Origin of the sequence: Paenibacillus terricola (assembly GCF_014779765.1) — a bacterium.
GTDB lineage: Bacteria > Bacillota > Bacilli > Paenibacillales > Paenibacillaceae > Paenibacillus_T > Paenibacillus_T terricola.
The window spans coordinates 1-23,695 of sequence record NZ_JACXZA010000011.1 but is presented as its reverse complement, the minus strand read 5'-3'; the positions used below and the strand labels follow the sequence as shown (position 1 = coordinate 23,695).

General features: G+C 52.0%; 22 protein-coding genes, 6 tRNA genes and 1 rRNA gene. All 29 read right to left on the bottom strand.

Annotated features, from left to right (window positions below; all coding sequences use genetic code 11):
• Window positions 1-6: 6 nt before the first annotated feature.
• Window positions 7-996 (bottom strand): gluconeogenesis morphogenetic factor MgfK, encoded by a 990-nt coding sequence (gene mgfK / locus H8B09_RS28605; RefSeq protein ID WP_191206990.1) that lies wholly within the window; start codon window positions 994-996, stop codon window positions 7-9.
• A gap of 13 nt (window positions 997-1,009) precedes the next feature.
• Window positions 1,010-1,900, bottom strand: a complete 891-nt coding sequence (gene rapZ / locus H8B09_RS28600) for an RNase adapter RapZ (protein WP_191206989.1) — start codon at window positions 1,898-1,900, stop codon at window positions 1,010-1,012.
• A 119-nt stretch (window positions 1,901-2,019) separates the two neighbouring features.
• Window positions 2,020-2,970 carry an ROK family glucokinase gene (locus tag H8B09_RS28595; protein WP_191206988.1) on the bottom strand — a complete coding sequence of 317 codons (951 nt, stop codon included), beginning with the start codon at window positions 2,968-2,970 and terminating at the stop codon, window positions 2,020-2,022.
• Between the two features lie 276 nt (window positions 2,971-3,246).
• On the bottom strand, window positions 3,247-4,194 hold the full coding sequence (gene trxB, locus H8B09_RS28590) for a thioredoxin-disulfide reductase (RefSeq protein WP_191206987.1): 948 nt from the start codon (window positions 4,192-4,194) through the stop codon (window positions 3,247-3,249).
• Between the two features lie 109 nt (window positions 4,195-4,303).
• Window positions 4,304-6,073: a tetratricopeptide repeat protein gene (locus H8B09_RS28585; protein WP_191206986.1), complete on the bottom strand. Its 1,770-nt coding sequence runs from the start codon at window positions 6,071-6,073 to the stop codon at window positions 4,304-4,306.
• A 134-nt stretch (window positions 6,074-6,207) separates the two neighbouring features.
• The gene (locus tag H8B09_RS28580; RefSeq protein WP_191206985.1) at window positions 6,208-7,158 is read right to left on the bottom strand and encodes a ribose-phosphate diphosphokinase; all 951 of its coding nucleotides are present in this window, start codon (window positions 7,156-7,158) and stop codon (window positions 6,208-6,210) included.
• Between the two features lie 86 nt (window positions 7,159-7,244).
• Window positions 7,245-8,051, bottom strand: coding sequence for a histidinol-phosphatase HisJ (gene hisJ, locus H8B09_RS28575; RefSeq protein WP_191206984.1), 807 nt, complete (start codon window positions 8,049-8,051; stop codon window positions 7,245-7,247).
• 86 nt (window positions 8,052-8,137) lie between these two features.
• Window positions 8,138-8,839: a bifunctional phosphoribosyl-AMP cyclohydrolase/phosphoribosyl-ATP diphosphatase HisIE gene (gene hisIE, locus H8B09_RS28570; RefSeq protein WP_191206983.1), complete on the bottom strand. Its 702-nt coding sequence runs from the start codon at window positions 8,837-8,839 to the stop codon at window positions 8,138-8,140.
• Window positions 8,836-9,594, bottom strand: coding sequence for an imidazole glycerol phosphate synthase subunit HisF (hisF, locus tag H8B09_RS28565; RefSeq protein WP_191206982.1), 759 nt, complete (start codon window positions 9,592-9,594; stop codon window positions 8,836-8,838). The genes hisIE and hisF overlap by 4 nt, the downstream gene beginning before the upstream one ends.
• Window positions 9,595-9,658: 64 nt before the next feature.
• A complete protein-coding gene (gene hisH / locus H8B09_RS28560; protein WP_191206981.1) occupies window positions 9,659-10,273 on the bottom strand; it encodes an imidazole glycerol phosphate synthase subunit HisH in 615 nt (204 codons plus the stop codon).
• A gap of 3 nt (window positions 10,274-10,276) precedes the next feature.
• Window positions 10,277-10,876, bottom strand: coding sequence for an imidazoleglycerol-phosphate dehydratase HisB (gene hisB / locus H8B09_RS28555; protein WP_191206980.1), 600 nt, complete (start codon window positions 10,874-10,876; stop codon window positions 10,277-10,279).
• A 421-nt stretch (window positions 10,877-11,297) separates the two neighbouring features.
• A complete protein-coding gene (gene hisD, locus H8B09_RS28550) occupies window positions 11,298-12,587 on the bottom strand; it encodes a histidinol dehydrogenase (protein WP_191206979.1) in 1,290 nt (429 codons plus the stop codon).
• A gap of 109 nt (window positions 12,588-12,696) precedes the next feature.
• The gene (hisG, locus tag H8B09_RS28545) at window positions 12,697-13,305 is read right to left on the bottom strand and encodes an ATP phosphoribosyltransferase (protein ID WP_224754115.1); all 609 of its coding nucleotides are present in this window, start codon (window positions 13,303-13,305) and stop codon (window positions 12,697-12,699) included.
• A 32-nt stretch (window positions 13,306-13,337) separates the two neighbouring features.
• Window positions 13,338-14,537, bottom strand: a complete 1,200-nt coding sequence (locus H8B09_RS28540; protein WP_191206977.1) for an ATP phosphoribosyltransferase regulatory subunit — start codon at window positions 14,535-14,537, stop codon at window positions 13,338-13,340.
• 262 nt (window positions 14,538-14,799) lie between these two features.
• On the bottom strand, window positions 14,800-15,294 hold the full coding sequence (locus H8B09_RS28535) for an acyltransferase (protein ID WP_191206976.1): 495 nt from the start codon (window positions 15,292-15,294) through the stop codon (window positions 14,800-14,802).
• A 29-nt stretch (window positions 15,295-15,323) separates the two neighbouring features.
• Window positions 15,324-15,944 carry a pyrophosphatase PpaX gene (gene ppaX, locus H8B09_RS28530; RefSeq protein ID WP_191207056.1) on the bottom strand — a complete coding sequence of 207 codons (621 nt, stop codon included), beginning with the start codon at window positions 15,942-15,944 and terminating at the stop codon, window positions 15,324-15,326.
• A 143-nt stretch (window positions 15,945-16,087) separates the two neighbouring features.
• Window positions 16,088-17,059, bottom strand: coding sequence for a prolipoprotein diacylglyceryl transferase (lgt, locus tag H8B09_RS28525; RefSeq protein WP_397376105.1), 972 nt, complete (start codon window positions 17,057-17,059; stop codon window positions 16,088-16,090).
• 72 nt (window positions 17,060-17,131) lie between these two features.
• The gene (gene hprK, locus H8B09_RS28520) at window positions 17,132-18,070 is read right to left on the bottom strand and encodes an HPr(Ser) kinase/phosphatase (RefSeq protein ID WP_191206975.1); all 939 of its coding nucleotides are present in this window, start codon (window positions 18,068-18,070) and stop codon (window positions 17,132-17,134) included.
• Window positions 18,071-18,153: 83 nt separating this feature from the next.
• On the bottom strand, window positions 18,154-19,554 hold the full coding sequence (locus tag H8B09_RS28515; protein WP_191206974.1) for a DUF4179 domain-containing protein: 1,401 nt from the start codon (window positions 19,552-19,554) through the stop codon (window positions 18,154-18,156).
• A gap of 5 nt (window positions 19,555-19,559) precedes the next feature.
• Entirely contained in the window at window positions 19,560-20,153 is a 594-nt protein-coding gene (locus tag H8B09_RS28510) for a sigma-70 family RNA polymerase sigma factor (protein ID WP_224754108.1), read from the bottom strand.
• Between the two features lie 199 nt (window positions 20,154-20,352).
• Window positions 20,353-21,474: an ABC transporter ATP-binding protein gene (locus H8B09_RS28505; RefSeq protein ID WP_191206973.1), complete on the bottom strand. Its 1,122-nt coding sequence runs from the start codon at window positions 21,472-21,474 to the stop codon at window positions 20,353-20,355.
• A gap of 98 nt (window positions 21,475-21,572) precedes the next feature.
• Window positions 21,573-22,667, bottom strand: coding sequence for a PucR family transcriptional regulator (locus H8B09_RS28500; RefSeq protein WP_224754107.1), 1,095 nt, complete (start codon window positions 22,665-22,667; stop codon window positions 21,573-21,575).
• A gap of 149 nt (window positions 22,668-22,816) precedes the next feature.
• A tRNA-Lys gene (locus H8B09_RS28495) sits at window positions 22,817-22,892 on the bottom strand.
• A gap of 15 nt (window positions 22,893-22,907) precedes the next feature.
• Window positions 22,908-22,992 (bottom strand) — tRNA-Tyr (locus H8B09_RS28490).
• Window positions 22,993-23,032: 40 nt separating this feature from the next.
• Window positions 23,033-23,108, bottom strand: a tRNA-Phe gene (locus H8B09_RS28485).
• 45 nt (window positions 23,109-23,153) lie between these two features.
• Window positions 23,154-23,230, bottom strand: a tRNA-Asp gene (locus H8B09_RS28480).
• A 13-nt stretch (window positions 23,231-23,243) separates the two neighbouring features.
• Window positions 23,244-23,319: transfer RNA gene (locus tag H8B09_RS28475), tRNA-Val, on the bottom strand.
• 20 nt (window positions 23,320-23,339) lie between these two features.
• Window positions 23,340-23,416, bottom strand: a tRNA-Met gene (locus tag H8B09_RS28470).
• Window positions 23,417-23,597: 181 nt separating this feature from the next.
• Window positions 23,598-23,695, bottom strand: a 23S ribosomal RNA gene (locus H8B09_RS28465); the annotation flags it as partial.

The window sequence follows — 23,695 nt, the reverse complement described above, 5'->3', positions numbered from 1 at the left end:
GTCGATTCACCTCTTCCGTGTCATCCAGTCGTCTACTAGTTGAAAAATATGCTGACTCAGCCTCTCGGCATCGTGCCGCAAATAGGTGCGGAACAGCACCAGCCGGTCAGCGATTACTTTGTAACCGCGCTTCTTCACTTCATCCAGGTCGAGATGGACCGCCTTAGCGCCCTTCTCGGCATACTTGCTCTGAACCTGCGGCGGTATCTCGCCGTCATTGACGATAACATAATCAAACAAATGATAGCCAATATGATTATAGATTGCTTCGAGATGATCGCCTACCGAGTAGTTATCCGTCTCGCCAGGCTGTGTCATAACGTTGCAGACGAACATCTTGAGCGCTTCTGACGAAACAATGGCCTCGGCAAGCTTCGGCACAATCAGATTCGGAATAATGCTCGTGTACAAGCTGCCAGGACCGATCAGTATCGCATCAGCCTCTTGAATCGCTTCGACCGCTTCAGCAAGCGGTTCAACATTCGGAGGTTCAATGAACACACGCTTGATCGCTTTGCCTGCCTTTGGAATCATTGATTCCCCAGTTACGATCGTGCCATCCATCATCTCGCCTTTCAGCACAATCGCTTGGCCAGCTGCCGGAAGCACACGTCCGCGAACCGCGAGTACGCGGCTCAGCTCTCTGACGCCCGATACGAAGTCGCCGGATATATCCGTAATGGCTGCCAGCATGAGATTGCCGAGGCTGTGGCCTGCAAGGCCCGCGCCGCTGTTGAATCGATAGTTAAGCAAATTCGATAACAGCGGCTCTACATCGGCAAGCGCAAGCAGCACGTTGCGAATATCGCCTGGCGGCGGGATATGAAGCTCGTTGCGCAGGATGCCGGAGCTTCCTCCGTCATCCGCAACCGTAACGATCGCCGTTATGTCGAGCGGCTTCTCTTTTAGGCCGCGCAGCATAACTGACAATCCCGTCCCACCGCCGATCACGACGATCTTAGGGCGCTCGGATGCCGATTGTTCACTGCCTTTCATTCACGCACCCCATTTAATGCCGATCTCGGTCGGAGTCACGATGGCTGACGCGCACCGTTTCTGTATCACTGCTTCCGAGCATTCGGCCCAAGTATTCGGCAATCGCCACAGATCGATGTTTGCCGCCTGTACATCCAATACCGACGACAACCTGGCTTTTGCCTTCCTTCCGGTACAGCGGGATAAGAAAGTTCAGCATATCAAGCAGTTTGGTAAGGAACGTCTGCGTTTCCGGCCATTTCATAACATATTCATAAACATCCGGATTCTGCCCTGTGTTCGGGCGCAAATGCTCAATGTAGTGCGGATTCGGCAGAAAACGAACATCATAGATCAAATCAGCGTCGATCGGGATGCCGTATTTGAAGCCGAACGAGATAACGTTCACGTTGATGCCGGTACGCTCCGTGTTCGTGAAGCGCGACACGATCCGCTCCTTCAGCTGCGCTGGCTTCAGGCTGCTCGTATCGATGACCTGCGTCGCCATCCCCTTAAGATCCTCAAGCATCCGGCGCTCGAGACCGATGCCATCAAGCGGCATGCCTTCCGGCGCGAGCGGGTGTCTGCGGCGGCTTTCTTTGTACCGCTGAACGAGAACCGCATCCGTCGCATCCAAGAATAGAATCTCGCAGCTGATCGTATAGTGCTCTTTAATGAAGCTAAGCGACTCCGACAACGCTGTGAAGAATTCCCGGCCGCGCAAGTCGATAACGAGCGCTACCTTGCCGATCTTGCCGTTCGATTGTTCAATAAGCTCCGCGAATTTCGGAATGAGAACGGGCGGCAAATTATCGACGCAGAAAAATCCGAGATCCTCCATGCTCTGCACCGCAATGGTTTTGCCCGCTCCCGACATGCCCGTTATAATAACGAGCTTCGCTACTTGCACCGATTCATTGTCCATGCCTTGGTCACTCCTCTCCCAGGCCAAGCCGATAATGGCCCTATCACGGACAAACCCGCCGGTAAGGGCGGGTCAGCCTTCTCTCTGTTAGTGTCAGCCCGCTGGCCGACATTCCTTCATTACGCGCGCAGAATCAAGCCTGCTGCACCTACAACGCCTGCATCGTTGCCGAGCGTAGCTGCTACGATCTCTACGCCCTCCGCGATCACATCCGGCGTGTACTTGCGGAATTCCTGACGAATCTGATCAAACAGGAACTCGCCTGCCTTCGATACGCCGCCGCCGACGATGAAGCGCTGCGGGTTCAATACGACCGCAACAGCCGCCATCGACTTACCGAGGTAATATGCGGCACGATTCACGATGCGCGAAGCGACTTCGTCGCCAGCTTTCGCCGCGTCGATGACTTCCTTCGCCATAATATGCTCAACGAGCGACAGCGACGTACGGTCACCGCGCTCTACAGCGTCCTTCGCCATGCGAATGATGCCCGTTGCGGACGATACCGTCTCGAGGCATCCCATTTTGCCGCAGCCGCACTGAATCGCTTCAAGATCCGGTACAATCTGCATATGTCCAAGCTCGCCGGCCATGCCGTTGAAGCCTTCATAGATTTTGCCGTTTACAATGATACCGCCGCCGACACCCGTTCCGAGCGTATAGCATACGCAATGGTCGACGCCTTTGCCTGCACCTGCCCATGCTTCGCCGAGCGCTGCAACATTGGCATCATTATTAATACGCACCGTCTTGTTCAAGTGCTCTTCCAGGTAATCTTTCAACCGTACATCTCGCAGGCCAATATTGGGAGAGAACTTAACAATGCCGTTCGGAATGTCCAAGAAGCCGGCGATTCCTACGCCTACGCCACCGACCTGTTCCCATTCATAATGCGATTGCTCTACGATCCGCTTCGCATAAGTTGCAATGTTGTGCAGGATGACTTCCGTCCCCTTATCGCTTTCGGTCGGTCCTTCATACGTATGGAGAAGATCGCCGCTTTGGTTGCAAATGCCTACCTTTATGGCGGTGCCGCCGATATCGACTCCCACGTAGATTTGCTCAGACATTACTAGGCCACCTCGTTCACAAAGTTAAACTTCTTCTGTTACCAACTATAAGCGAAGCCTTCTAATAGGTCAAGGCACGCAAAGCTGGAACAGTTGGAAGGGGCTTCGCCCCTTTCTGCCCTATCGTTTTCTCCCATCTCGACTCCATATACGTTTTAATAGAAAGATTAAAAATTGTTAATCAACACCTCGCAGGAAGACGTATTCGCTCAACGAAAAACGTCCTTTCTGCACCGTATTCCGGCTCAAAAAGGACGTCTGGAAGGGATCCATTTATTACAGCGAAACGCTCCAGTCCTGGGTAATGTGACCATCCAGGAACTTCTCCGCCTCAAGCGCGGCCATACAGCCGCTTCCCGCTGCCGTAATCGCTTGCCGGTACTTCGTATCCTGCACGTCTCCGCAGGCGAATACACCTGGCACATTCGTCTCCGTCGTGCCCGGTTTCACTTTAATGTAGCCATGCTCGTCCGTTTCGACCTGTCCGCCCAGGAAGCCCGTGTTCGGCGTGTGGCCGATCGCAACGAAGATACCGCTCGTCTCAAGCAGCTCTTCTTCGCCTGTTGCATTGTCGCGTACCTTAAGCGCAGTAACGCCCATGCCGTTCGCGACAACTTCGATAGGAGTCTTATTCAGACTCCAGTTGATTTTCTCATTCTCGCGTGCACGATCCTGCATAATCTTCGAAGCACGCAGCTCATCACGACGGTGTACGAGTTCAACCTCCGTCGCGAAGCGCGTCAGGAAGTTGGCTTCCTCCATTGCCGAGTCACCGCCGCCAACTACGATAATTTTCTTCCCGCGGAAGAAGAAACCATCGCACGTTGCACAAGTGCTGACGCCGCGTCCAACGTTGTCTTTCTCGCCCGGAATGCCGATATATTTAGCCGATGCGCCCGTCGAGATGATCAATGACTCGGCAACCAGCTCACCTTGACCTTCAACCTGCAGCTTGAATGGCCGCTCAGACAAATCGACACTGTTGACCCAGCCCGTCCGGAATTCAGCGCCGAAACGTTCCGCTTGCTTCCGCATATTGGCCATCAAATCAGGGCCCATAATGCCTTCAGGGAAACCTGGGAAGTTCTCTACTTCCGTCGTTGTCGTCAATTGTCCGCCTGGCTCCGGTCCTTCAATTACGAGCGGCTTCATGTTCGCGCGCGCCAGATAGATGGCAGCCGTCAGTCCCGATGGACCCGTTCCGATAATAATGGATTTGTACATAAGTATGCCCTCCTGATCGACTGCAGGGCCGCTTGCCGCTGTATCAAGCGTGCAAGCAGCCCCTGTGCAAGATGCTATTCCCCCTTAGAATACCCTTGACGGGGGAGCATCAATCATGTTCATTCCTGTCTATACGATGCGTTTGCAGCAGCGCGTTCGTCGAGCGCATTTTGTCACGGATGCCGCACACATCATCAATTCGTTTCGCATGTCGGCTGACCGTCGCTGCCGTTGTTTCGTACTTGCGCGCCACTTCCTCGAACGAAATCGTACGGCTGTGCATCTTTGCCGTCCAATATTCCAGCGCGGCAGCCCAGCCCTGTATCTTGCCGAACTTCGGCACATCCGGATACAACCGCGACAAGAAATCAATCCACAACGTCAGCAGGTCATGCTGCTGCACAAGATCATAACCCGTTGCCCGCATGCGGCTAAGCGCGTCGTCCAATATAGCCTGCCAGCTTGCTTCCCATACAGGCAGACGCGTTGGCATCTGCTGCGGTTCAATAATGGTCTCTTCGTTGCCGAACACAGCCTCGATTGGCGCCGTCTCCCCAAGCGAGCGGAGCACGAGCAGCGCGATCCGCTTCAGATCGTCATCCTCGCTTGTTTCCTTCATGAACGCCCGCAGCGCTTCCTTCACTTCTTCATCACCAATAATGCCAAGCGCTTGAATAACTTGCAGCTTCGTCTGGCGGTCGCCGTGACGCAGCGCCCAGAAGAAGGAAGAGCGCACAAGCGGATCTTTCTTGAATCGTTCGGGCACAATTTCACCAGGGAGTCGTTCCCACAGCTTCATCTGCTCTTCGAACGGCAGATGATAATGATAGCTGATCGGCGCCGGCTGACTGCCGCTTGCGCGGATACCGGCCAGATAGTCCAAATAATATGACGCGACCTCCGACTGCGGATCATGACTGCGGCACTGCTGCCACAATCGCTCTGCTTCAGCGAGTCGGCCCGTCTGGCAAGCGGCGACTGCGGCATAGTGATATACGCTGGCATCTCCGGAACTACCCGTACGAATCAGACGGATAAATTGCCGGTAAGCTCCTTCATGTTCACCTAGAATACCAAGCGTCGTTGCCAGCTTAAACGCATGCTCCTGATGGAACGGAAACGTTTTACGAAGCAGAGCAAGCAGCTCCGACAGCTTCTCACGGTCTCCCAGATGCTGATAGAAGATTGCCAGATTGCACAATGCATGCAGGTTGCCTTCATCCAGCTCGATCACCTTGAGAATCGTCGCCATCGCCTTGTCGAATTGCCCCATATAATAATAGGCTAACGCCAAATTATTACGTGCAGACGAGAAGTCCTCGTACCGCTCTACGATATCTTCCAGCACTTTGACCGCCTGTGCGAATTTACCTTCCTCCAGCAGCATCCGCGCACGATCATGCTCCCGCATCCCGCCAAGCGATTTGACATTCGCTTGCTTCGTTGGACGAGCAAGCTCGAACGTCAGCAATTCCATCATTTCATCCGCTTCATCGATGAAATGCCCCTCGTCATCTTCCTCCAAGTACTGGACAAGAGAATCCTCTGCAGCCTCATACATCTCCATGTTGGCATAGTTGTTCGCCATATAGAAGTGGCATTCCGTCATTGTAGGGTCAAGCTCGTCAATGATCCATTTGAGAATCCGATTCGATTCCTCATAATTGCCAAGCTCGGATAGAATGCCGGCCATATTGCAATGATTCACTGGATTATCAGGCTCAAACTGCGCGGCGCGGCGAAAGTTTTTCAGTGCCTTGTCATAATGATAACGATCCAGCGAACGAACAGCCCGCTCGAAGAAGTACGTCGCGTCCCATTGGATGGGTATAATTTTTGCTAGCCTGCCTGAAACCGCCGCACGCTGCTTCTTAGTCATAATGCAAGGCACCTCCCGTAGTCGTCTAATGTTGGTACGATTATATCATAGCCCCGCCTATCCTTACAGGCTGGAAAAAGCGGAAAAATCGCGAGCGCATGAAGCGACCCACGATTTTTCGGCTGGTTGCTGGCTTATACGCCAGCGTTTTTGAACAGGGTGCTAATCGATCCACCCTCAATAATGATGCGGGTTGCTTCCGCCAGCATAGGTGCGACGGACAGTACGCGGTAACGCTCTGGACGATGCGCCGGAAGGGCGATCGAGTCCGTTACAACGACTTCTTTAATATTCGGGTGATCCAAACGCTGCAGGGCGTTGCCAGAGAACAGCGGATGCGTTGCGCATACGTAGACGTCTTCAGCTCCACGTTCCTTCAGTCCCTCTACGACGTTAATAATCGTGCTTCCGGTATCAATCAGGTCTTCGATGATGATCGGCGTTTTGCCTTCTACATCCCCAATGACGTGCGTAATGACTGACTCGTTGTGCGCTGGACGCTTCTTGATCATCATCGCGAATGGGCAGTCCAGGTAGTTCGCCAGCATTTCCGCAGTCGATGCCCGGCCTGCATCCGGCGAAACAACGATTGGGTTCTTGATGTCTTTATTTTTCAGGTAGTTGCTGATTATGTCGAGCGCCGTCAGATGGTCAACCGGGATGTTGAAGAAGCCTTGAATCGCCGGTGCATGCAGATCGATCGTCACAACGCGATGGGCGCCGACGGTCGTCAGAACGTCCGCCACCATCTTCGCCGAGATTGGCTCACGTGGTGCAGCCTTACGCTCTTGGCGCGCATAGCCGTAATGCGGCATGATGATATTGATCGTCCGTGCGGAAGCCCGCTTCGCTGCATCAATCATAATGAGCAATTCGACGAAATGATCGTTGATCGGATGCGACAGAGACTGTACTAGAAATACGTCGCAGTTCCGAATCCCTTCTTCATAGTTGACATAGATCTCGCCGCCTTTGAACCGGGACAGCTTGATGGCGCCGAGCTTGAGCCCTAGCTCCTCCGCAATCATCTCGGCCAATTTCGGGTTCGAGGAACCCGAAAAAATACGCAACTTGTCGCTTAACATGATACCCTCCTGAGCGTTTGAACCACTATAATTTTACGTACACTGCTTGTTCGACAATATTCATTATACATTGATTACAGCAGAATTCAAAAATCGACCATTGTTCTAATTCGGCGCTCAAACGTCGCTAGCTGTGTAAAACCGGCTTCTTTCAAACGCGATCGCGCCTGATCCAAGTATTCGGCCAATCTAGCGGGCTGATGAGCATCCGAACCAATCGTAATCGGAATGTCCAGCTTTCTTGCATAATCAAGCATCCGTTTGCCAGGGAACATCTCTGCGCATGCATGCCGAAGTCCCGATGCGTTCAACTCGATCGCCAGATCGTTGCGACGTACAGCCTCCAGCGCAGCGTTCTCCAGATGAGTGACATCTCCAGCCGGTTTGAAGCCGAACCGCTTGATAACATCAATGTGGCCCATGTAGTCGTAGAAGCCCGTATTTGCCGCCTTAATCACTGCGTCATAATACTGCTCATACACTTGCATCGGGTCGCGGCCTTCCCACCCATGCGTTTGACGGAAGTCGGTAATATCCCATGTCCCGAGAAAATGAACCGATCCGATTACATAGTCCCACGGATACGCGTTCACGATCGTCTCGATCTGCTCCTCGGAGCCTTCGATATAGTCGCCTTCCAGACCGACGCGAACATCGATCTGTCCCTTATACTTGTCCTTCAGCGCGAACGCTTCTTCGACATAGCGGGGCAGTTCCTCCATCGGCATCGCCATCTCCGGATAGTACTCATCCGGATTGACGTGCAGCAGCGGCATATGATCCGACACGCCGATTTGCTGCAGGCCGATCGCAATGCCCTGCTGGATGTACTCCTCCAGCTTGCCGACCGCATGTCCGCACCGTTCATGGTGCGTATGGTAATCGATTAGCATGTGCTCGGTTTCCCCTTCCGTGCTTTCGTGCTTTCGTGCTTTCATACGTTCGAGCTTGACTAACGATTCAAAAAGTTTTGTTTTTATTAACGATTCATTTTGTTCGTCGTTGGTTTATTATGGCGCTTTCCTAGCTCTGCCATAACCTCATCGAGCGAAACGCCCCGTTCGCGAAGCAGCACCATCAAGTGGAACAGCAGATCGCTCGTTTCACTGCGCAGCTCGTCGTTGTCGCCATTTTTTGCCGCAATGACGACTTCGATCGACTCTTCGCCGAATTTCTTTAATATTTTGTCGAGACCCTTCTCGAACAGGTACGTCGTGTACGCGCCTTCCGGCCGCTCTGCGTAACGCTTCGAGATAATCGCTTCGAGCTCATTGAGCATACGGAAGCGATCGCCTTGCGCGTCTTGTTCGACTGCTGGCGCCTCTTCCACAATCGGGTTGAAGAAGCAGGAGTATCGGCCCGTATGGCAAGCTGCGCCATTCTGATTAACGCGTACGAGCAGCGTATCTGCATCACAGTCATAATGGATCGAACGGATTGGCTGCGTATGGCCGCTGGTTGCGCCCTTATGCCACAGCTCGCTGCGCGAACGGCTCCAGAACCATGTCTCGCCGCTCTCGATCGACAGCTTAAGCGACTCTGCATTCATGTACGCCAGCATGACAACCTCTTTGCTGACGGCGTCCTGCACAATTGCTGCTACAAGACCGTCCTTATCCCATTTGATCTTCTGCTGCAGCTCCTCATAAGGCACCACTGCCGCATTCGTGTTGTCGCTCATCGTACTTCCACTCCCTTGCGCCGCAAATCGTCCTTCACTTCTTGAATCGTCATTTCTTTATAGTGGAAAATCGTAGCCGCGAGGCCTGCATCCGCTTTGCCCTCTGCGAACACATCGTGGAAGTGCTCCACTCGGCCCGCTCCGCCCGATGCAATGACTGGAATGCTCACGAGTTCCGATACCGCGCGAGTCAGCTTCACATCGAAGCCGTCCTTCGTCCCGTCCGCGTCCATGCTCGTCAGCAGAATCTCGCCAGCGCCGAGACGCTCCGCCTCGCGTGCCCATTCCAGCGCTTTAATGCTCGTGCCGTTCCGGCCGCCGTGCGTGAACACTTCCCATTCGCCCCACTCCGGATTGAACTTCGCGTCAATTGCAACGACGATGCACTGCGAGCCGAACTTGCGCGCGCCGTCCGCGATAAGCTGCGGATTGCGGATCGCTGCTGTATTGATGCCGATTTTGTCCGCCCCTGCGCGCAGCAGTCGCTTCATATCGTCAACGTGCGAGATGCCGCCGCCAACGGTGAAAGGAATCGTAATTTCGCCAGCCGTCCGCTTGACGACCTCAACCATCGTTGCCCGTCCTTCGACGGAAGCCGAGATATCGAGGAATACGAGCTCGTCGGCGCCTTCGCGGTCATACGTTGCTGCCAACTCAACTGGGTCGCCTGCATCACGAAGGTTGACGAAGTTGACGCCCTTCACGACACGGCCGTCCTTCACGTCGAGACACGGAATAATTCTTTTGGCCAACATGCCGATCTCTCCTCTCCGGTTTATCTATAGTATAGAATGCGATATTCGCCAATCGTTCTTATGCTTACACGGATGCTTTTACAGCCAGCTTAAGAAAATTGCCAAGCAGCTGCATGCCGAGATCGCTGCTCTTCTCCGGGTGGAACTGCATGCCGTACACATTATCGCGTCCAACGATTGCCGTTACTTGCTGATAATAGTCAACGGTTGCGAGCAGATCGCTCGCCAGCTCTGGTTTCACATGATACGAGTGGACAAAATAGACATGCCCTTCTTCAAGTCCTTCGAACAGCGGCGAGGATTGACGGAACGACAGCTTGTTCCAGCCCATGTGCGGAACCTTGTAGTCGCCTTGGAAACGCACGACGCGGCCCGGCAGCAGGTTAAGACCTTGGTGGTTTCCGTACTCTTCGCTCTCGCTGAACAGCAGCTGCATGCCGAGGCAGATGCCGAGCAGCGGCTTGCCCGTCGCAACGAACCTCTTCGTTACTTCGTCCAACCCCGTCTCGCGGAGATTGTCCATCGCGTCGCCGAAGGCGCCGACGCCTGGCAGAATAGCCCCGTCTGCTGCAAGAATCCGAGCAGGGTCAGCCGTGATGACAAAATCGAAGCCGAGGCGTTCGACCGCTTTGCTGACGCTATGCAGGTTGCCCATGCCATAATCGATAATGGCGATCATCGGTTACAGCACCCCTTTCGTCGAAGGCACTCCTTGTACGCGTGGATCAATGCTAGTTGCTTCGTCCAGTGCGCGTCCAAGCGCCTTGAAGACAGCCTCGATCATGTGGTGCGTGTTCTTGCCATAATGAACGATAACATGCAGCGTCATACGCGCTTCAAGCGCGAACTTCCAGAGGAACTCTTCTACAAGCTCAGTAGAGAAGCTGCCAACTTGTTGGGACGGATATTCTGCACGGTATTCAAAATGCGGACGGTTGCTCAAGTCGACCACAACCTGTGCCAGCGCTTCGTCCATTGGGACGAATACACTTGCATAACGTTTGATGCCGCGCTTGTCGCCAAGTGCCGTTGCCAGCGTTTGCCCGAGGCAAATGCCGATGTCTTCGACCGTGTGGTGATCGTCGATCTCTACATCGCCGCGAGCGTCGACCGTCAAATCGAACTGGCCGTGCTTCGCGAACAGGTCGAGCATATGGTTGAGGAAAGGCACGTCGGTTTCGAGGTTTACTTGCCCGCTGCCGTCGACGGCGAAGGCGAGTTTGATATCGGTTTCGTTGGTTTTGCGCGCCACTTCGGCTGCGCGTTGTACGATTTCGGACATTTATTTGACCTCACTTTGATTGAAATAAAAGACTAAATGCTTAATGATAAAACATTACGTTTGTGTTCTAGCCCGCTCCGAGCGCGGATCACTCTTCCGATCGCTGTTGTCCTCGGATTGTTCTGAACTTATAGATTCAGATATGGTAACAACCCGAGTGACAAAGGCGACCACTACGTTTCTCCAGAGTGATTCCGCACTCTCCGCTTTTGTTCGCGGTGGTGCATACGTCTAGCTCAGCACTTTTTATATAGCTTGGGTCCGCTTGGCTCGCATTGCTCGCTGCGCGGAAACACCTGAAGGTACTGGCTGTACCCGTCAGCAATCAGCTTTTGGGCCTACTATGTGCCAATGCAAGTACAAGTGCAAGTGCAAGGCCAGTGCAAGTGCAAGTGCAAGTGCAAGTGAAGCCTATGGCTTCTTACTTGCCGCCCTCTTTTTCCAGGCGGATTTCGATGGCGCGGGCGTGGCCTTCGAGGCCTTCGTGGCGGGCGAGCGTCATGATTTTGTCGCCGTTGGCGAGAAGAGCCTCTTTGCTGTAGTAGATCAAGCTCGACTTCTTGAGGAAGTCGTCTACGTTGACTGGCGACGAGAAACGCGCTGTACCGTTCGTCGGCAGGATATGGTTCGGGCCTGCGAAGTAGTCGCCTACCGGCTCTGAGCTGTATGGTCCTAGGAAGATCGCTCCTGCGTTCTCGATGCGTGCAAGCAGCGCCATTGGGTCCGCCGTGAGTACCTCCAAGTGCTCTGGCGCCATACGGTTGATAACGTCGATGCCTGCGTCGAGCGAATCCACGAGCAGCACCGCGCCGTAGTTGTCGATCGAGCTGCGTGCGATCGCTTCGCGCGGCAGCAATGCGAGCTGGCGCTCCACTTCAGCAGCAACTGCCTCAGCCAGCGTCTCGGACGCTGTAACGAGGACGGCCGAAGCCATCTCATCGTGCTCCGCTTGCGAGAGCAGGTCAGCCGCTACGTAAGAAGCGTCTGCTGAGTCGTCGGCAAGCACTGCGATTTCACTTGGTCCGGCGATGCTGTCGATATCGACGACACCGAACACGGCACGCTTCGCGAGTGCAACGTAGATGTTGCCTGGACCTGTAATTTTGTCGACTGGCGCAATCGAGTCCGTTCCGTAGGCCAATGCTGCTACCGCCTGCGCCCCGCCGACCCGGTACATTTCCTTCACGCCAGCTTCTGCTGCCGCGACTAGAATGTATGGGTTGATGCCTTCTTGACCGCCTGTTGATGGCGGCGTTACCATAACGATCTCAGGCACCCCTGCTACTTGAGCCGGAATAACATTCATCAGCACCGACGAAGGGTAAGCTGCCTTGCCGCCTGGCACATATACGCCGACACGCTTGAGCGGGCGCAGTACTTGACCGAGCATCGTGCCGTCTGGCTGCATATCGATCCACGAATTGCGCATTTGCTTCTCATGGAACGTCCGTACGTTCACTGCCGCTTCACGGATCGCAACGAGAAAATCAGCGTCGACTTTATCGTACGCTGCTAGAATCTCTGCTTCAGTTACGCGAAGCGAGGACGCATCCAGCTTCACGCGGTCGAACTGCTCTGTCAGTCGCAGCAGCGCTGCGTCGCCTTCCGTACGAATCGCTTCAACGATCGATTTGACCGCTTCATTCTGCTCCGGAGTGCCGTATTCGACCTGCCGGTCAATGTTGAACTGCTCTGCACGCATAATCCGCATAGCTTCATCCCCCGTTCACTCGCTCACCAAGGGCAGACCTGATATTCCCGATCAAGCCGCCCTTCGATAAGCCTTCTAATTATCCGTTCATTCTACCCGTACCCGTCCATTACACTCTTGCAGCTAACGTCTGCTGCAGCAGATCGCACAGCTTCTGAATAGGCTCGTTCTTCATCCGATAGCTCACGCGGTTCGCGATGAGACGGCTCGTAATGCCGAAGATCGATTCCATCTCGACAAGACCGTTCTCCTTCAACGTCTGACCGGTTTCAACCATATCGACGATACGATCCGCCAGACCAATCAGCGGCGCTAGTTCGATCGAGCCGTTCAGCTTAATGACCTCTACCTGCTGGCCCAACTCGCGGAAATATTGCGATGCCACGTTCGGATATTTCGTTGCGACACGCGGGTTAATAACCGGCTTCCAGTCTGGCATTCCGATTACGGACATCCGGCACTTCGCAATGCCAAGGTCCAGCAGCTCATACACGTCTTTATTTTCTTCCATCAGCACGTCTTTGCCGACGATCCCAATATCAGCTACACCGTACTCCACATAAGTCGGCACGTCGACCGGCTTCGCCATGATGAATTCCATCTTTGCGTCAGGCACTTCAATAATCAGCTTGCGCGAATCGTCAAAATCGACTGGAATCGGCAGTCCCGCTTCGCGGAACAACTTCGATGCTTGTTTATAGATCCGACCTTTCGGCATTGCTACCTTCAAAATCTCCTGCTGTCCGCTCACTACGATTGCGCTCCCTTCGTTCCCTGCGATCCGACAAATGAGATAAATGTAGCATATCCGTATCTGTCAGCAGAATTCGTATCTTGCTGCCCTGCTTCTACCCGCTCCGTTACGACACTAACGCCTTCACTGCGAAGACGCTGCGCTTCCTCAAGCGCCGCCGCGCGGCCCGCAGCATCATAGCTGATCAACACACGCTCTGGCTGCGCTTCTTCTACGCCATCAAGCAGTTCGAGCACGCGCGTCGTCTTAATCGCGAAGCCTGTAGCCGGTGCCGGACGTCCGAACTGGGTGAGCAGGTTGTCATAACGACCGCCGCTTACAACCGGGAATCCAAGATCCGCTGCGTAGCCTTCGAACGTCATGCCCGTATAATAAGAGAAATCACCGATCATCGTCAGGTCGATCAGTACATTCTCGCATACGCCATACGCCTTCAGCACATCCCAAATTTCGCACAAATGCTGAATGGACGCTTTCGCCGTTGCCGTACCGCTCAGTTGCAGCGCTTGATCGCAAATTTCTTGTCCGCCGCGCAGACGAAGAATGCCTTCAAGCTCCTTAAGCACTGGCTCTGCCAGCGAGAGGCTGCGCAGCAGCTCGCGGTAGCCGACATAGTCGCGGCCAAGCAGACATGCTTTCAATGCTTCCTGCGCCTCCGGGCGTCCTGGCAGCGTCTCCTCGAACAGACCGTTCAAGAAGCCCACGTGACCGATTGCGATTTTGAACCGTTCCACGCCAGCAGCCTTTAGCGATGCAATCGCCAGCGCGACAACTTCAGCATCCGCTTCAGCCGATGGATCCCCAACAAGCTCTACGCCTGTTTGGAAAAATTCCGCATCGCGGCCCGCTTCTTCCTCAATCGCACGGAATACGTTCGCATGGTACGACAGACGCAGCGGGAATGGCGTTTCCTTCAATAAAGACGATACCACACGCGCGATTGGCGCTGTCATATCCGAACGCAGCACAAGTGTCGTGCCACGGTTGTTAAGCAGCTTGAACAGCTTCTGATCGGATGTAGAGCTCGCTACGCCGACCGTATCGTAGAACTCCATCGTTGGCGTAATGATCTGCTCATAGCCCCAACGGTTCATGCACTCGAGCGTCTGACGCTCAATCCGGCGCATCTTCGCAACGGCGTGCGGCAAATAATCTTTGACCCCGATCGGTTTCTCAAACACTTTAGGTTTCGACATACGGATTCACCTTCTTAGCAATTGTTATAAGAATAGATTGCGGTTTGTTCTATGTTTGTGTTCCATCGTTCTCTCTTGTTAGTTCCATTATTCTATGTTCATCATCCAACATTACTTTGATGCATTAAAGCGATACCATGTTACCATACTACCAAAACAAAGGATTAGTCGTAATCGTACCATGATCTGACCATACCGTCAAGGGACAGCGCCCGCCCACGAAAGCACAGGAAAAGGCCAGCTCCACGAGAGAGTCTGGCCTTCACTTTGGACCTGATCCACGAAGCTCCTGCAGCGGGTTGCCACCAACGAATGCACCTGCAGGCACATCTCGATGTACAACCGAACCTGCTGCAACAACTGCTCCATCTCCAATCGTTACACCGGGCAGCACGGTTGTGTTGGCACCGATCATGACGCTATTACCAATTATAATCTTACCGATCCGATACTCGCCGATCAGGTACTCATGCGTTAGCAGTGTGGAATTGTAGCCAATAATGCAATTATCACCGACCTCAATCTTCTCCGGGAAAAATACATCGACCATCACCATCAACGCAAACGCCGTCTCGCGCCCCACCTTCATGCCAAGCACACGACGATAAATCGCATTCTTAACCGGAAGCGACGGGCAGTAACGCGCGATTTGAATCGCTACGAAATTACGTACCGCTTTGAACCGGCTCACCGTACGGTAAACCTGCCACAACGCATTCGGACCTTCCATCTTGAACCGTTCAACGTTACGTCCCATTCAGCACCCGCCTTGTCGATAGACGTTGGTTAGACGAACTTAAGCAAATCCTGCATGTCATGAATGATATGTTTCGCGCCGCTAGCAAGCAGCTTCTGTTCGCCTTTCAGCGACCATGCAACACCAACTGGGATGACGCCTGCAGCTGCAGCTGATTCCATATCAACCGCGCTGTCTCCTACCATTATCGTAGTAGCTGGATCGGCGCCAAGCTCCTCCATTGCACGAAGCACAGGCTCTGGATGCGGCTTGGCATGCTTCACATCATCAATTGATACGATGCTGCTCATATACTCGCGAATGCCAACGAAGTTCAAACCCCGCTCAGTCGTGAGGCGCATCTTCGTCGTTACAACGCCCAACTGAATACCGTGCTCATGCAGCGTTTTCAGTACTTCATTCACGTTGGGAAAAGCTTGCACATACTCGTCATGCACACGCAGGTTGAACTCACGGTATTTGTCTTGCAGATCCTCAACTTCTTCCCTGCCGGAGAACAATCGGAGCTGATCCACGAGCGGCAATCCCATCGATGGGATAATGTGCTCCGCGCCAAAGCCCGGTTCAACGATACCATCCAGCGCATGGATAAAAGATTGAATGATGAGCTCGTTCGTGTCGAGCACCGTACCATCTAAGTCAAACAACATCGTCTTGATTTGCTGCTGTGTCAAACCGTTAATCCCCTTCCTGCTTAAAAATCGGCCCCGCCGTCAGCCAATTAATGGCGGAGCAGACGGAGCCGATTGCATTCCTTATACACTCCCCCGATTAGGAGCCTCTTCACGAATGATTAGCTGTTGGCAGCATCCGAAGAATCAATCTTGATATCGGACGCTTGCTGCTTGCTCGATACAATCGGATCTAGATAGCGTACCGGATTGGCGATCGTTACGCGTCTTACAACGACGAATACGATAGCCGCGAGCAGCAGCACAACACTGACGAGCTGCGACACACGCACATTGCCTTCTACTGCGATATTCAAGTAACCTTGGCTGAAGCCCATCCACTCCATTGGCGTCCACAGTCCGTTCATGAACGATGCGAGCCAGTCCGGACCGGAGAATGCCAAGCTGTCCGTGCGCAATGCTTCAATATAGAAGCGACCGAGTGCGTACCAGAAGAAGTACGTGCACAGCAATTCGCCCACGCGCAGAAACTTCTGACGACGGAGAACGAACAGTATAATAATGCCTACCACATTCCAGAGCGACTCATACAGGAACGTTGGATGGTGGAAGATACCTTCCACATTCATCTGGTCAACAATCCATCCTGGGAGATGAAGCTTGTCCCGCAGGAACGATTCCTCTACAGGACCGCCATAAGCTTCCTGGTTAACGAAGTTGCCCCAACGGCCAATCAATTGGCCCGCGATAAGCGACGGCGCACAAATATCCGCAATGCGCAGGAAGTTGTATCCCTTCTGACGAGCATACAGAATGCCGCATATGAAAGCACCGATCAACGCGCCGTAGATCGCGATTCCGCCCTCCCATATTTTGAAGACGGACAAGAAATCATTCTTATAGCGGTTCCATTCGAATGCTACATAGTAGATACGTGCAGCGATGACAGCCGAAGGAACACCAAGGAGAAGCAGATCCATGAAGAAGTCCGGGGTAATGCCGAAGCGTTTGCCTTCTTGAACGGCAAGCAGCAGTCCGACCAATGCCCCCAAACCCAGGATGATGCCGTACCAGTGCACCGTAATCGGTCCGAGATCGAATGCAATTGGATTAAGACGAAGCGTTTCCAACATAATAGGGCCGAGTCTCCTTTAAATTATTAGAGTCACCGCAAGAGACCGGCTCGGTTAAGCCGGCTTGCTATCTCATTCATAATCATCCATGTCGTCTGCGATCGTCTCTGTAAGCTTGTTGGTGAATTGCAGTGCTGCATTATAACCCATTCGTTTCAAACGGTAGTTCATTGCTGCCACTTCAATAATAACCGCTAAGTTACGGCCAGGACGTACAGGAACGGTAACGAGCGGCACATCCGTATCGATTATGCGAGTCGTCTCCTCATCCAGACCAAGACGGTCATACTGCTTGTCCGGCTGCCAGTTCTCAAGTCGAATGACAAGCTCAATCCGTTTGTTGTTGCGAATTGCTCCTGCTCCGAATAATGTCATAACATTAATAATGCCAAGACCGCGAATTTCTAGCAAATGACGAATAAGTTCCGGTGCAGATCCATGCAGCTGATTATCGGACGTCTGCCTGATCTCTACCGCATCATCAGCGACTAATCGGTGACCGCGCTTCACGAGCTCAAGCGCCGTCTCACTTTTACCGATACCGCTGCCGCCTGTAATGAGCATCCCTATGCCGTATACGTCTACTAATACACCGTGAATCGTAGCAGTTGGTGCCAGCTTACGCTCCAAGAAGTTCGTCACGCGGCTCTGCAGAATCGTTGTCGCCATACCGCTTCGCAATACGGGCACATTCGCTTGTTTGGACTGTTCGAGCAGCTCAGTCGGCGCCTCTAGACCACGTGTAATTATGATACATGGCGCTTCATCATTGCACAGTCTCTCCATCCGCTCTGAACGGGATTGCGCACTAAGCGTCTGGAGGAATGTCAGCTCCGTCTTACCGAGTATTTGCACCCGCTCACGCGGATGGTAATGAAAATAGCCTGCCATCTCAAGCCCTGGCCGATATAAGTCATCTGTCGTTATCGTACGGCGAAGCCCTTCCTCGCCGGACAAAATCTCAAACTGGAACTGCTGAACGAGTTCCGATACTTTCACCTTTTTGGGCATCAACGCTGCCTCCCTCGCCGTTTTTCCAATGTCTTCATCGTAAATGAAAAACGGGCTAAACGCAATGTTTAGCCCGTCTCTTCTTATCGAATCGGTACCTTGACCTGCTGCAGCACGTAACCGGGGTACTGATCCAGTTCAAATGTCAACGGCTGTTTATACGGTTTGTTCGGAATCGTATACGTAATCTCTTGCTTATAATGATCTAAACTAGTATCCTGCAAACTGCTTATTCCTGAACCTCCATCCAGGTAGTAGGCATGACCCTCAGCATCCGTGAATGGCGTTGATTGATTGAAAAGATTATAGCCCTTTACGCCCTCAATCTTATCCATACCGTCAATCTCAATTGTGAGCGTCAGCTTCTGACCGTCACTACTAGGCTTTGTATCGACTAATCTCAACCGCTCGTCAGGTGTTTCAATCGTCTGAAGCTTATCTGTATCGATTACCAACTTACGACCAGTATCCACTTGATACGCTCCATCGGCAACAAGCGTCAGATGTTTGGGCCGGGTATAATAGCTGCTGTAGAAATAAATCGTAGACTCCGATCCCGAATCCCATTTCCACCGATTTCCCTGCTCATCCACTAACGCAAGCTCAATTAGCCCATTGGTCTTCTTCGTGTTACCTGGCATATCCTCAATCGGTACTTCGACCTGTAGCGGAGTGACGGTGACGTTACCTACATGGTACGATTGTCCGCCAATTTGGAAAACTTTATCGACGGTGTATTGTTCACGCATCGTTGCGAATCGACTCTGATCAATGTCGAACTCGACTTGGAATTTGTCTTGCTCGCATTCCGTCTGGAATACAACCCGATCCGGGAGCGTCGTTCCTGGCTGGATTCGAATGTCCACTTTATCGAATTTCTCCCCTGCAGCGCTATTGTCCTCATCACCAGCTCCCCAAGTCGTATAGCCAGCCGGGATTGCCTCACCATGAGCCCCTTGAATCTTGAAGCTGCTCAGGCTGCTACTTTTCGTAATCCCTTCGCCCTCAAGGGAGTAGAACAGAACAAGACGATGCCCATCCGTCATTATAAAATGAACCGTAAACGTTCTTCCGTTCACGGTATCCGATACCTGAACAGCCTGCATGAACTCATTGTTCGCAGCTGAACGAAGTGTGGAGTCGTAATCAATCAGCTGAACGAATTTGTTAAAGAAAGGAATATCCTTCAGCACCGAAGCGAAGACAGGGGAGACGCGGGTGAAGACCGCTAATAGCAGCAGAATACTTAAGACCGCTGTAGATGCTCTCATTAACAATCGGCGTCTTCGCACATTGCGGCTCCGTTGTTTCCCGCGCATCAGTCCACTTCGAATCACTTCCTTTAAAGCATCGTCTGGTATATCAACCTCTTCCTGCTGAATGGCCTGCCGATCGAACATCCAATTCGGGTCGATCTCCTCTGCTTGTCGCTCGTTAGGATACTCCTTATCTAGAGACTCGTCATCTCGACCTTGTTTACGCATGACTTCTATTCATCTCCTTCCCATTGACCTAACTCGGTTCGCAGCTTGCCTAATGCTTTATGCAGCCAGGTCTTAACGGACCCTATCGGCTTATCCATTAGAAATGCAATCTCACTCAGCGTCATATCCCGATAGTACTTGAGCACGACGACCATGCGCTCCTTCGCATCGAGCCGATCGAGTGCCACCTCGATCATCATCCGTCGCGCCATACGATCCGAAGGATCATCTGCATTCGACACATCCGGCATGAGCTGCGCATCATCCGTCGGTACCTCTCGCTTCTGCTTGCGCTGTATATCCATACATATACGAATCAAAATACGAACAAGCCACGTGCTCCAGTACCGCGGTTCTCTCAATGTTCTACGCTTCAGCCATGCCCGGCACACGGTCTCTTGTATCGCCTCTAACGCATTGACTTGATGGCGAGTATAACTGTAAGCAATGGCATATAGCTTGCCACGCTCCATCTCTATTCGACGTAGGAATGCTTCTTCGTCCCCTTGAATAGCGGCAGCCGCTAACGCGGTCTCATCTCCGTATGGTTCGTTCGCAATTGCACTTGGCGGTTCATATACGGTGAATTCCCGTTCCAATCACTCGCCTCCCATCTTCTCCAATATCTATTAGACATCGCAGTAAGCCAAACGGTTTTCTTAATACCACTTCAATGTGAGAAAACCTATATCGAGGCCATTCCGATGATGAGCTCGTAAACTTATTTATTCTTATGTGATAAACAAAAAACAGCCTCTGAGCTGTGAGCTCAGAGGCTGTTCATCTATTACGAATCGATTAGTTCTCGAATACGTTCAGTTCGGACTCTTTATCGAAGATGTGTGACTTGTTCATATCGATAGCGAGTTTAACGTTTTGGCCTTCGCGAAGCGTCGAACGACCGTCTACACGTGCCGTTACTGCTTGCGAACCAATACCGTTCATGTAAAGGATCATCTCGTGGCCGAGGTTCTCAGCAACATCGATGTGAGCCGATACGATCGTGTTAGGCGAAGCTTCCATGAACACTGGCTCTTCGTGGAAATCGTCTGGACGAATACCAAGAATAACCTCTTTGTTAGCATAGCCTTTGTCACGAAGAACTTTAGCTTTGCCTTCTGGCATAACAACGTCAATGCCGTCAGCTTTGAAGCGAAGCTCTCCGCCTTTGTCCGTCAGTGTGCCTGCGATGAAGTTCATCGAAGGAGCGCCGATGAAGCCAGCAACGAAGATGTTCGTTGGGTGGTTGTACAGCTCTTCAGGAGAAGCTGCTTGTTGGATGATACCGTCTTTCATAACTACGATACGGTCACCCATCGTCATTGCTTCGACCTGGTCATGTGTTACGTAGATAACAGTCGTTTCAAGACGTTTAGCCAGTTTGGAGATTTCCGCGCGCATTTGACCACGGAGTTTAGCGTCCAAGTTGGAAAGTGGTTCGTCCATCAAGAATACTTGTGGTTCACGAACGATAGCACGGCCGAGTGCTACACGCTGACGTTGACCACCGGACAGAGCCTTAGGTTTACGGTCGAGCAAGTGCTCGATATCGAGAATTTTAGCAGCTTCACGAACGCGTTTGTCGATGTCTGCTTTTTTGAATTTACGAAGTTTCAGACCGAACGCCATGTTCTGGTACACGTTCATGTGCGGGTACAGGGCGTAGGATTGGAATACCATCGCGATGTCGCGATCTTTAGGAGCAACATCGTTCACAAGGCGGTCGCCGATGAACAGTTTACCCTCGGAAATTTCTTCAAGGCCGGCAATCATCCGAAGTGTCGTCGATTTACCGCAACCCGATGGGCCGACGAGTACGAGGAATTCTTTATCCTTAATGTCGAGATTGATATCTTTAACGGATGCGAGATCGGAACCTGGATATTTTTTGTACACATGCTCTAAGCGTACACCTGCCATGAGTCATTTCCCCCTAAACAATTGTATGATTCGTTTCGTTATGTTTCTATATTAACTCAGTGCATCCCATATGACTATGCACATTCCTTACAAAAAATTTAGGTCCTTTTCGTAACTTTGTACAATAGCAAAATGATCTTCATTAATACTGCGTCTCGGAACACCCGTACATCCAAGCCAGATTCCTGTTTCAGCTTATCTAATCGATACAATAATGTATTCCGATGGATATATAGCTTCTTGGCAGTCTCACTTACATTACAATCCAATGCGAAGAAGGTCTCCAGCGTCGACAACGTCTCTGGTTCCATGAACACATCTGATCTTCCGAATGCCTGTTCCACATAACGAAGACGGACATTCTCCGGAATGCTAATGAGCAATCGCTCCAGGTGCATGTTCCATGGAAGATGAATATTCGATCCCATCTCAAAAATGCGTCCAAGCTCAATCGTCTCTTGTAGCAGCATAACCGATTGAACAATCGACTTCACAGGCTTCATCGGACGTCCAACAGCTAAATGACATTCGCCAATCCACTCGCTTGCCAGCATTTCCTGCAGACCTGATCCGATTGAAGCCAAGCTGTCCTCCAGCATCTCCGTCTGATCATCACGTTCATCCATTGTGTCACGCGTTAATGATACTGGAGCAAGAACGAGCCACTCCTGTGCCTTAAGCGGAATTACAATAACTTCTTCATCTAAGAAAGAAGCCAAAAGCTTCTGCAGGTCATTGAGAGCTGATGCCTCCGCTGCTTGATCCGTTTCTAATAAGAAAGGAATCATTTCTGCATAAAGCCGTCCATCCGCAGCTAGACTACCAGGTATCGTCTCCGTACCATTAATAGCTGCTTGCTGAACGATCCATTCCCCTAGTGCACGGGATTTACGCTCAAGATCTGATTTGCCATCCGTCTCAAAAGGGTGAGTTGACCCTTGTCCAGCCTGCTGCGTGATCGCCCACTGCACCAATGCCTTCTCTGTATCCGTCCAAGAGCTGCGCTTAATCGTTAATTGTCGCAGCATGCGATAGTCTACACGCCACACGACTTTAAGCGACTCCGCTTCCTCCATCCATACCGTACCCGGCTCTAAACTTGTCCATTCTGAATGATCCGACACGAGCAAATCTTCAGCAATGATCGGGCATTTCAAAATGTGCTGCAGCTGTTCCCAATCCGACATGCTCATTCCTTATCCCCTATCCATGTAAGCCTTTTTCTTTTAGGTCATTGTAACATACTCCCTACCATGCTTACGAATTTCTTGTATGATCGTTCCATTCGAAGAACACAAAAAAACCACAGACCGTAGTCTGTGGTGCTTGTTTGTTGGATAAATGGTGAGCCATGTAGGACTCGAACCTACGACACCCTGATTAAAAGTCAGGTGCTCTACCAACTGAGCTAATGGCTCTTGCTGTAAAATAAGTGGTGGAGGATGATGGATTCGAACCACCGAACTCAGAGAGAGCAGATTTACAGTCTGCCGTGTTTAGCCACTTCACTAATCCTCCATGTTAACGAACCTTCTGCGCCATTGCATCAGGAATCAAATGGTGGCTCGGGACGGAATCGAACCGCCGACACGAGGATTTTCAGTCCTCTGCTCTACCAACTGAGCTACCGAGCCTTATTCAATTTTCAATTATATCCCTGCATTAAATGTTGAAGGGAATGGCGGAGCCGACGGGATTCGAACCCGCGGTCTCCTGCGTGACAGGCAGGCATGTTAGGCCTCTACACCACGGCTCCGCATTCGTAAATATGGTGGAGGCTGACGGGATCGAACCGCCGACCCTCTGCTTGTAAGGCAGATGCTCTCCCAGCTGAGCTAAGCCTCCATGGGAATTGATTAAGGTAGTGGTAGCGGCGAAGGGACTCGAACCCCCGACCCTCCGGGTATGAACCGAATGCTCTAGCCAACTGAGCTACACCGCCACACTTGTCCATTGTTATGGTAATGGATACCATCAGGCATACAGCGCGACCAAGCGCTGCGTGTAATCCTATTCACTCAATGCACTTGTCATTGATTGACCAGGTGGTTACACCCTGAAAACTGGATGCGAATGTTGAATCCTTAGCTTTAGCATATGCTTTACCTTCCGAAGAAGGATTTTAGGATAAGCCCTCGATCGATTAGTACTCGTCAGCTGCACGCATTGCTGCGCTTCCACCTCGAGCCTATCAACCTGGTCGTCTTCCAGGGATCTTACA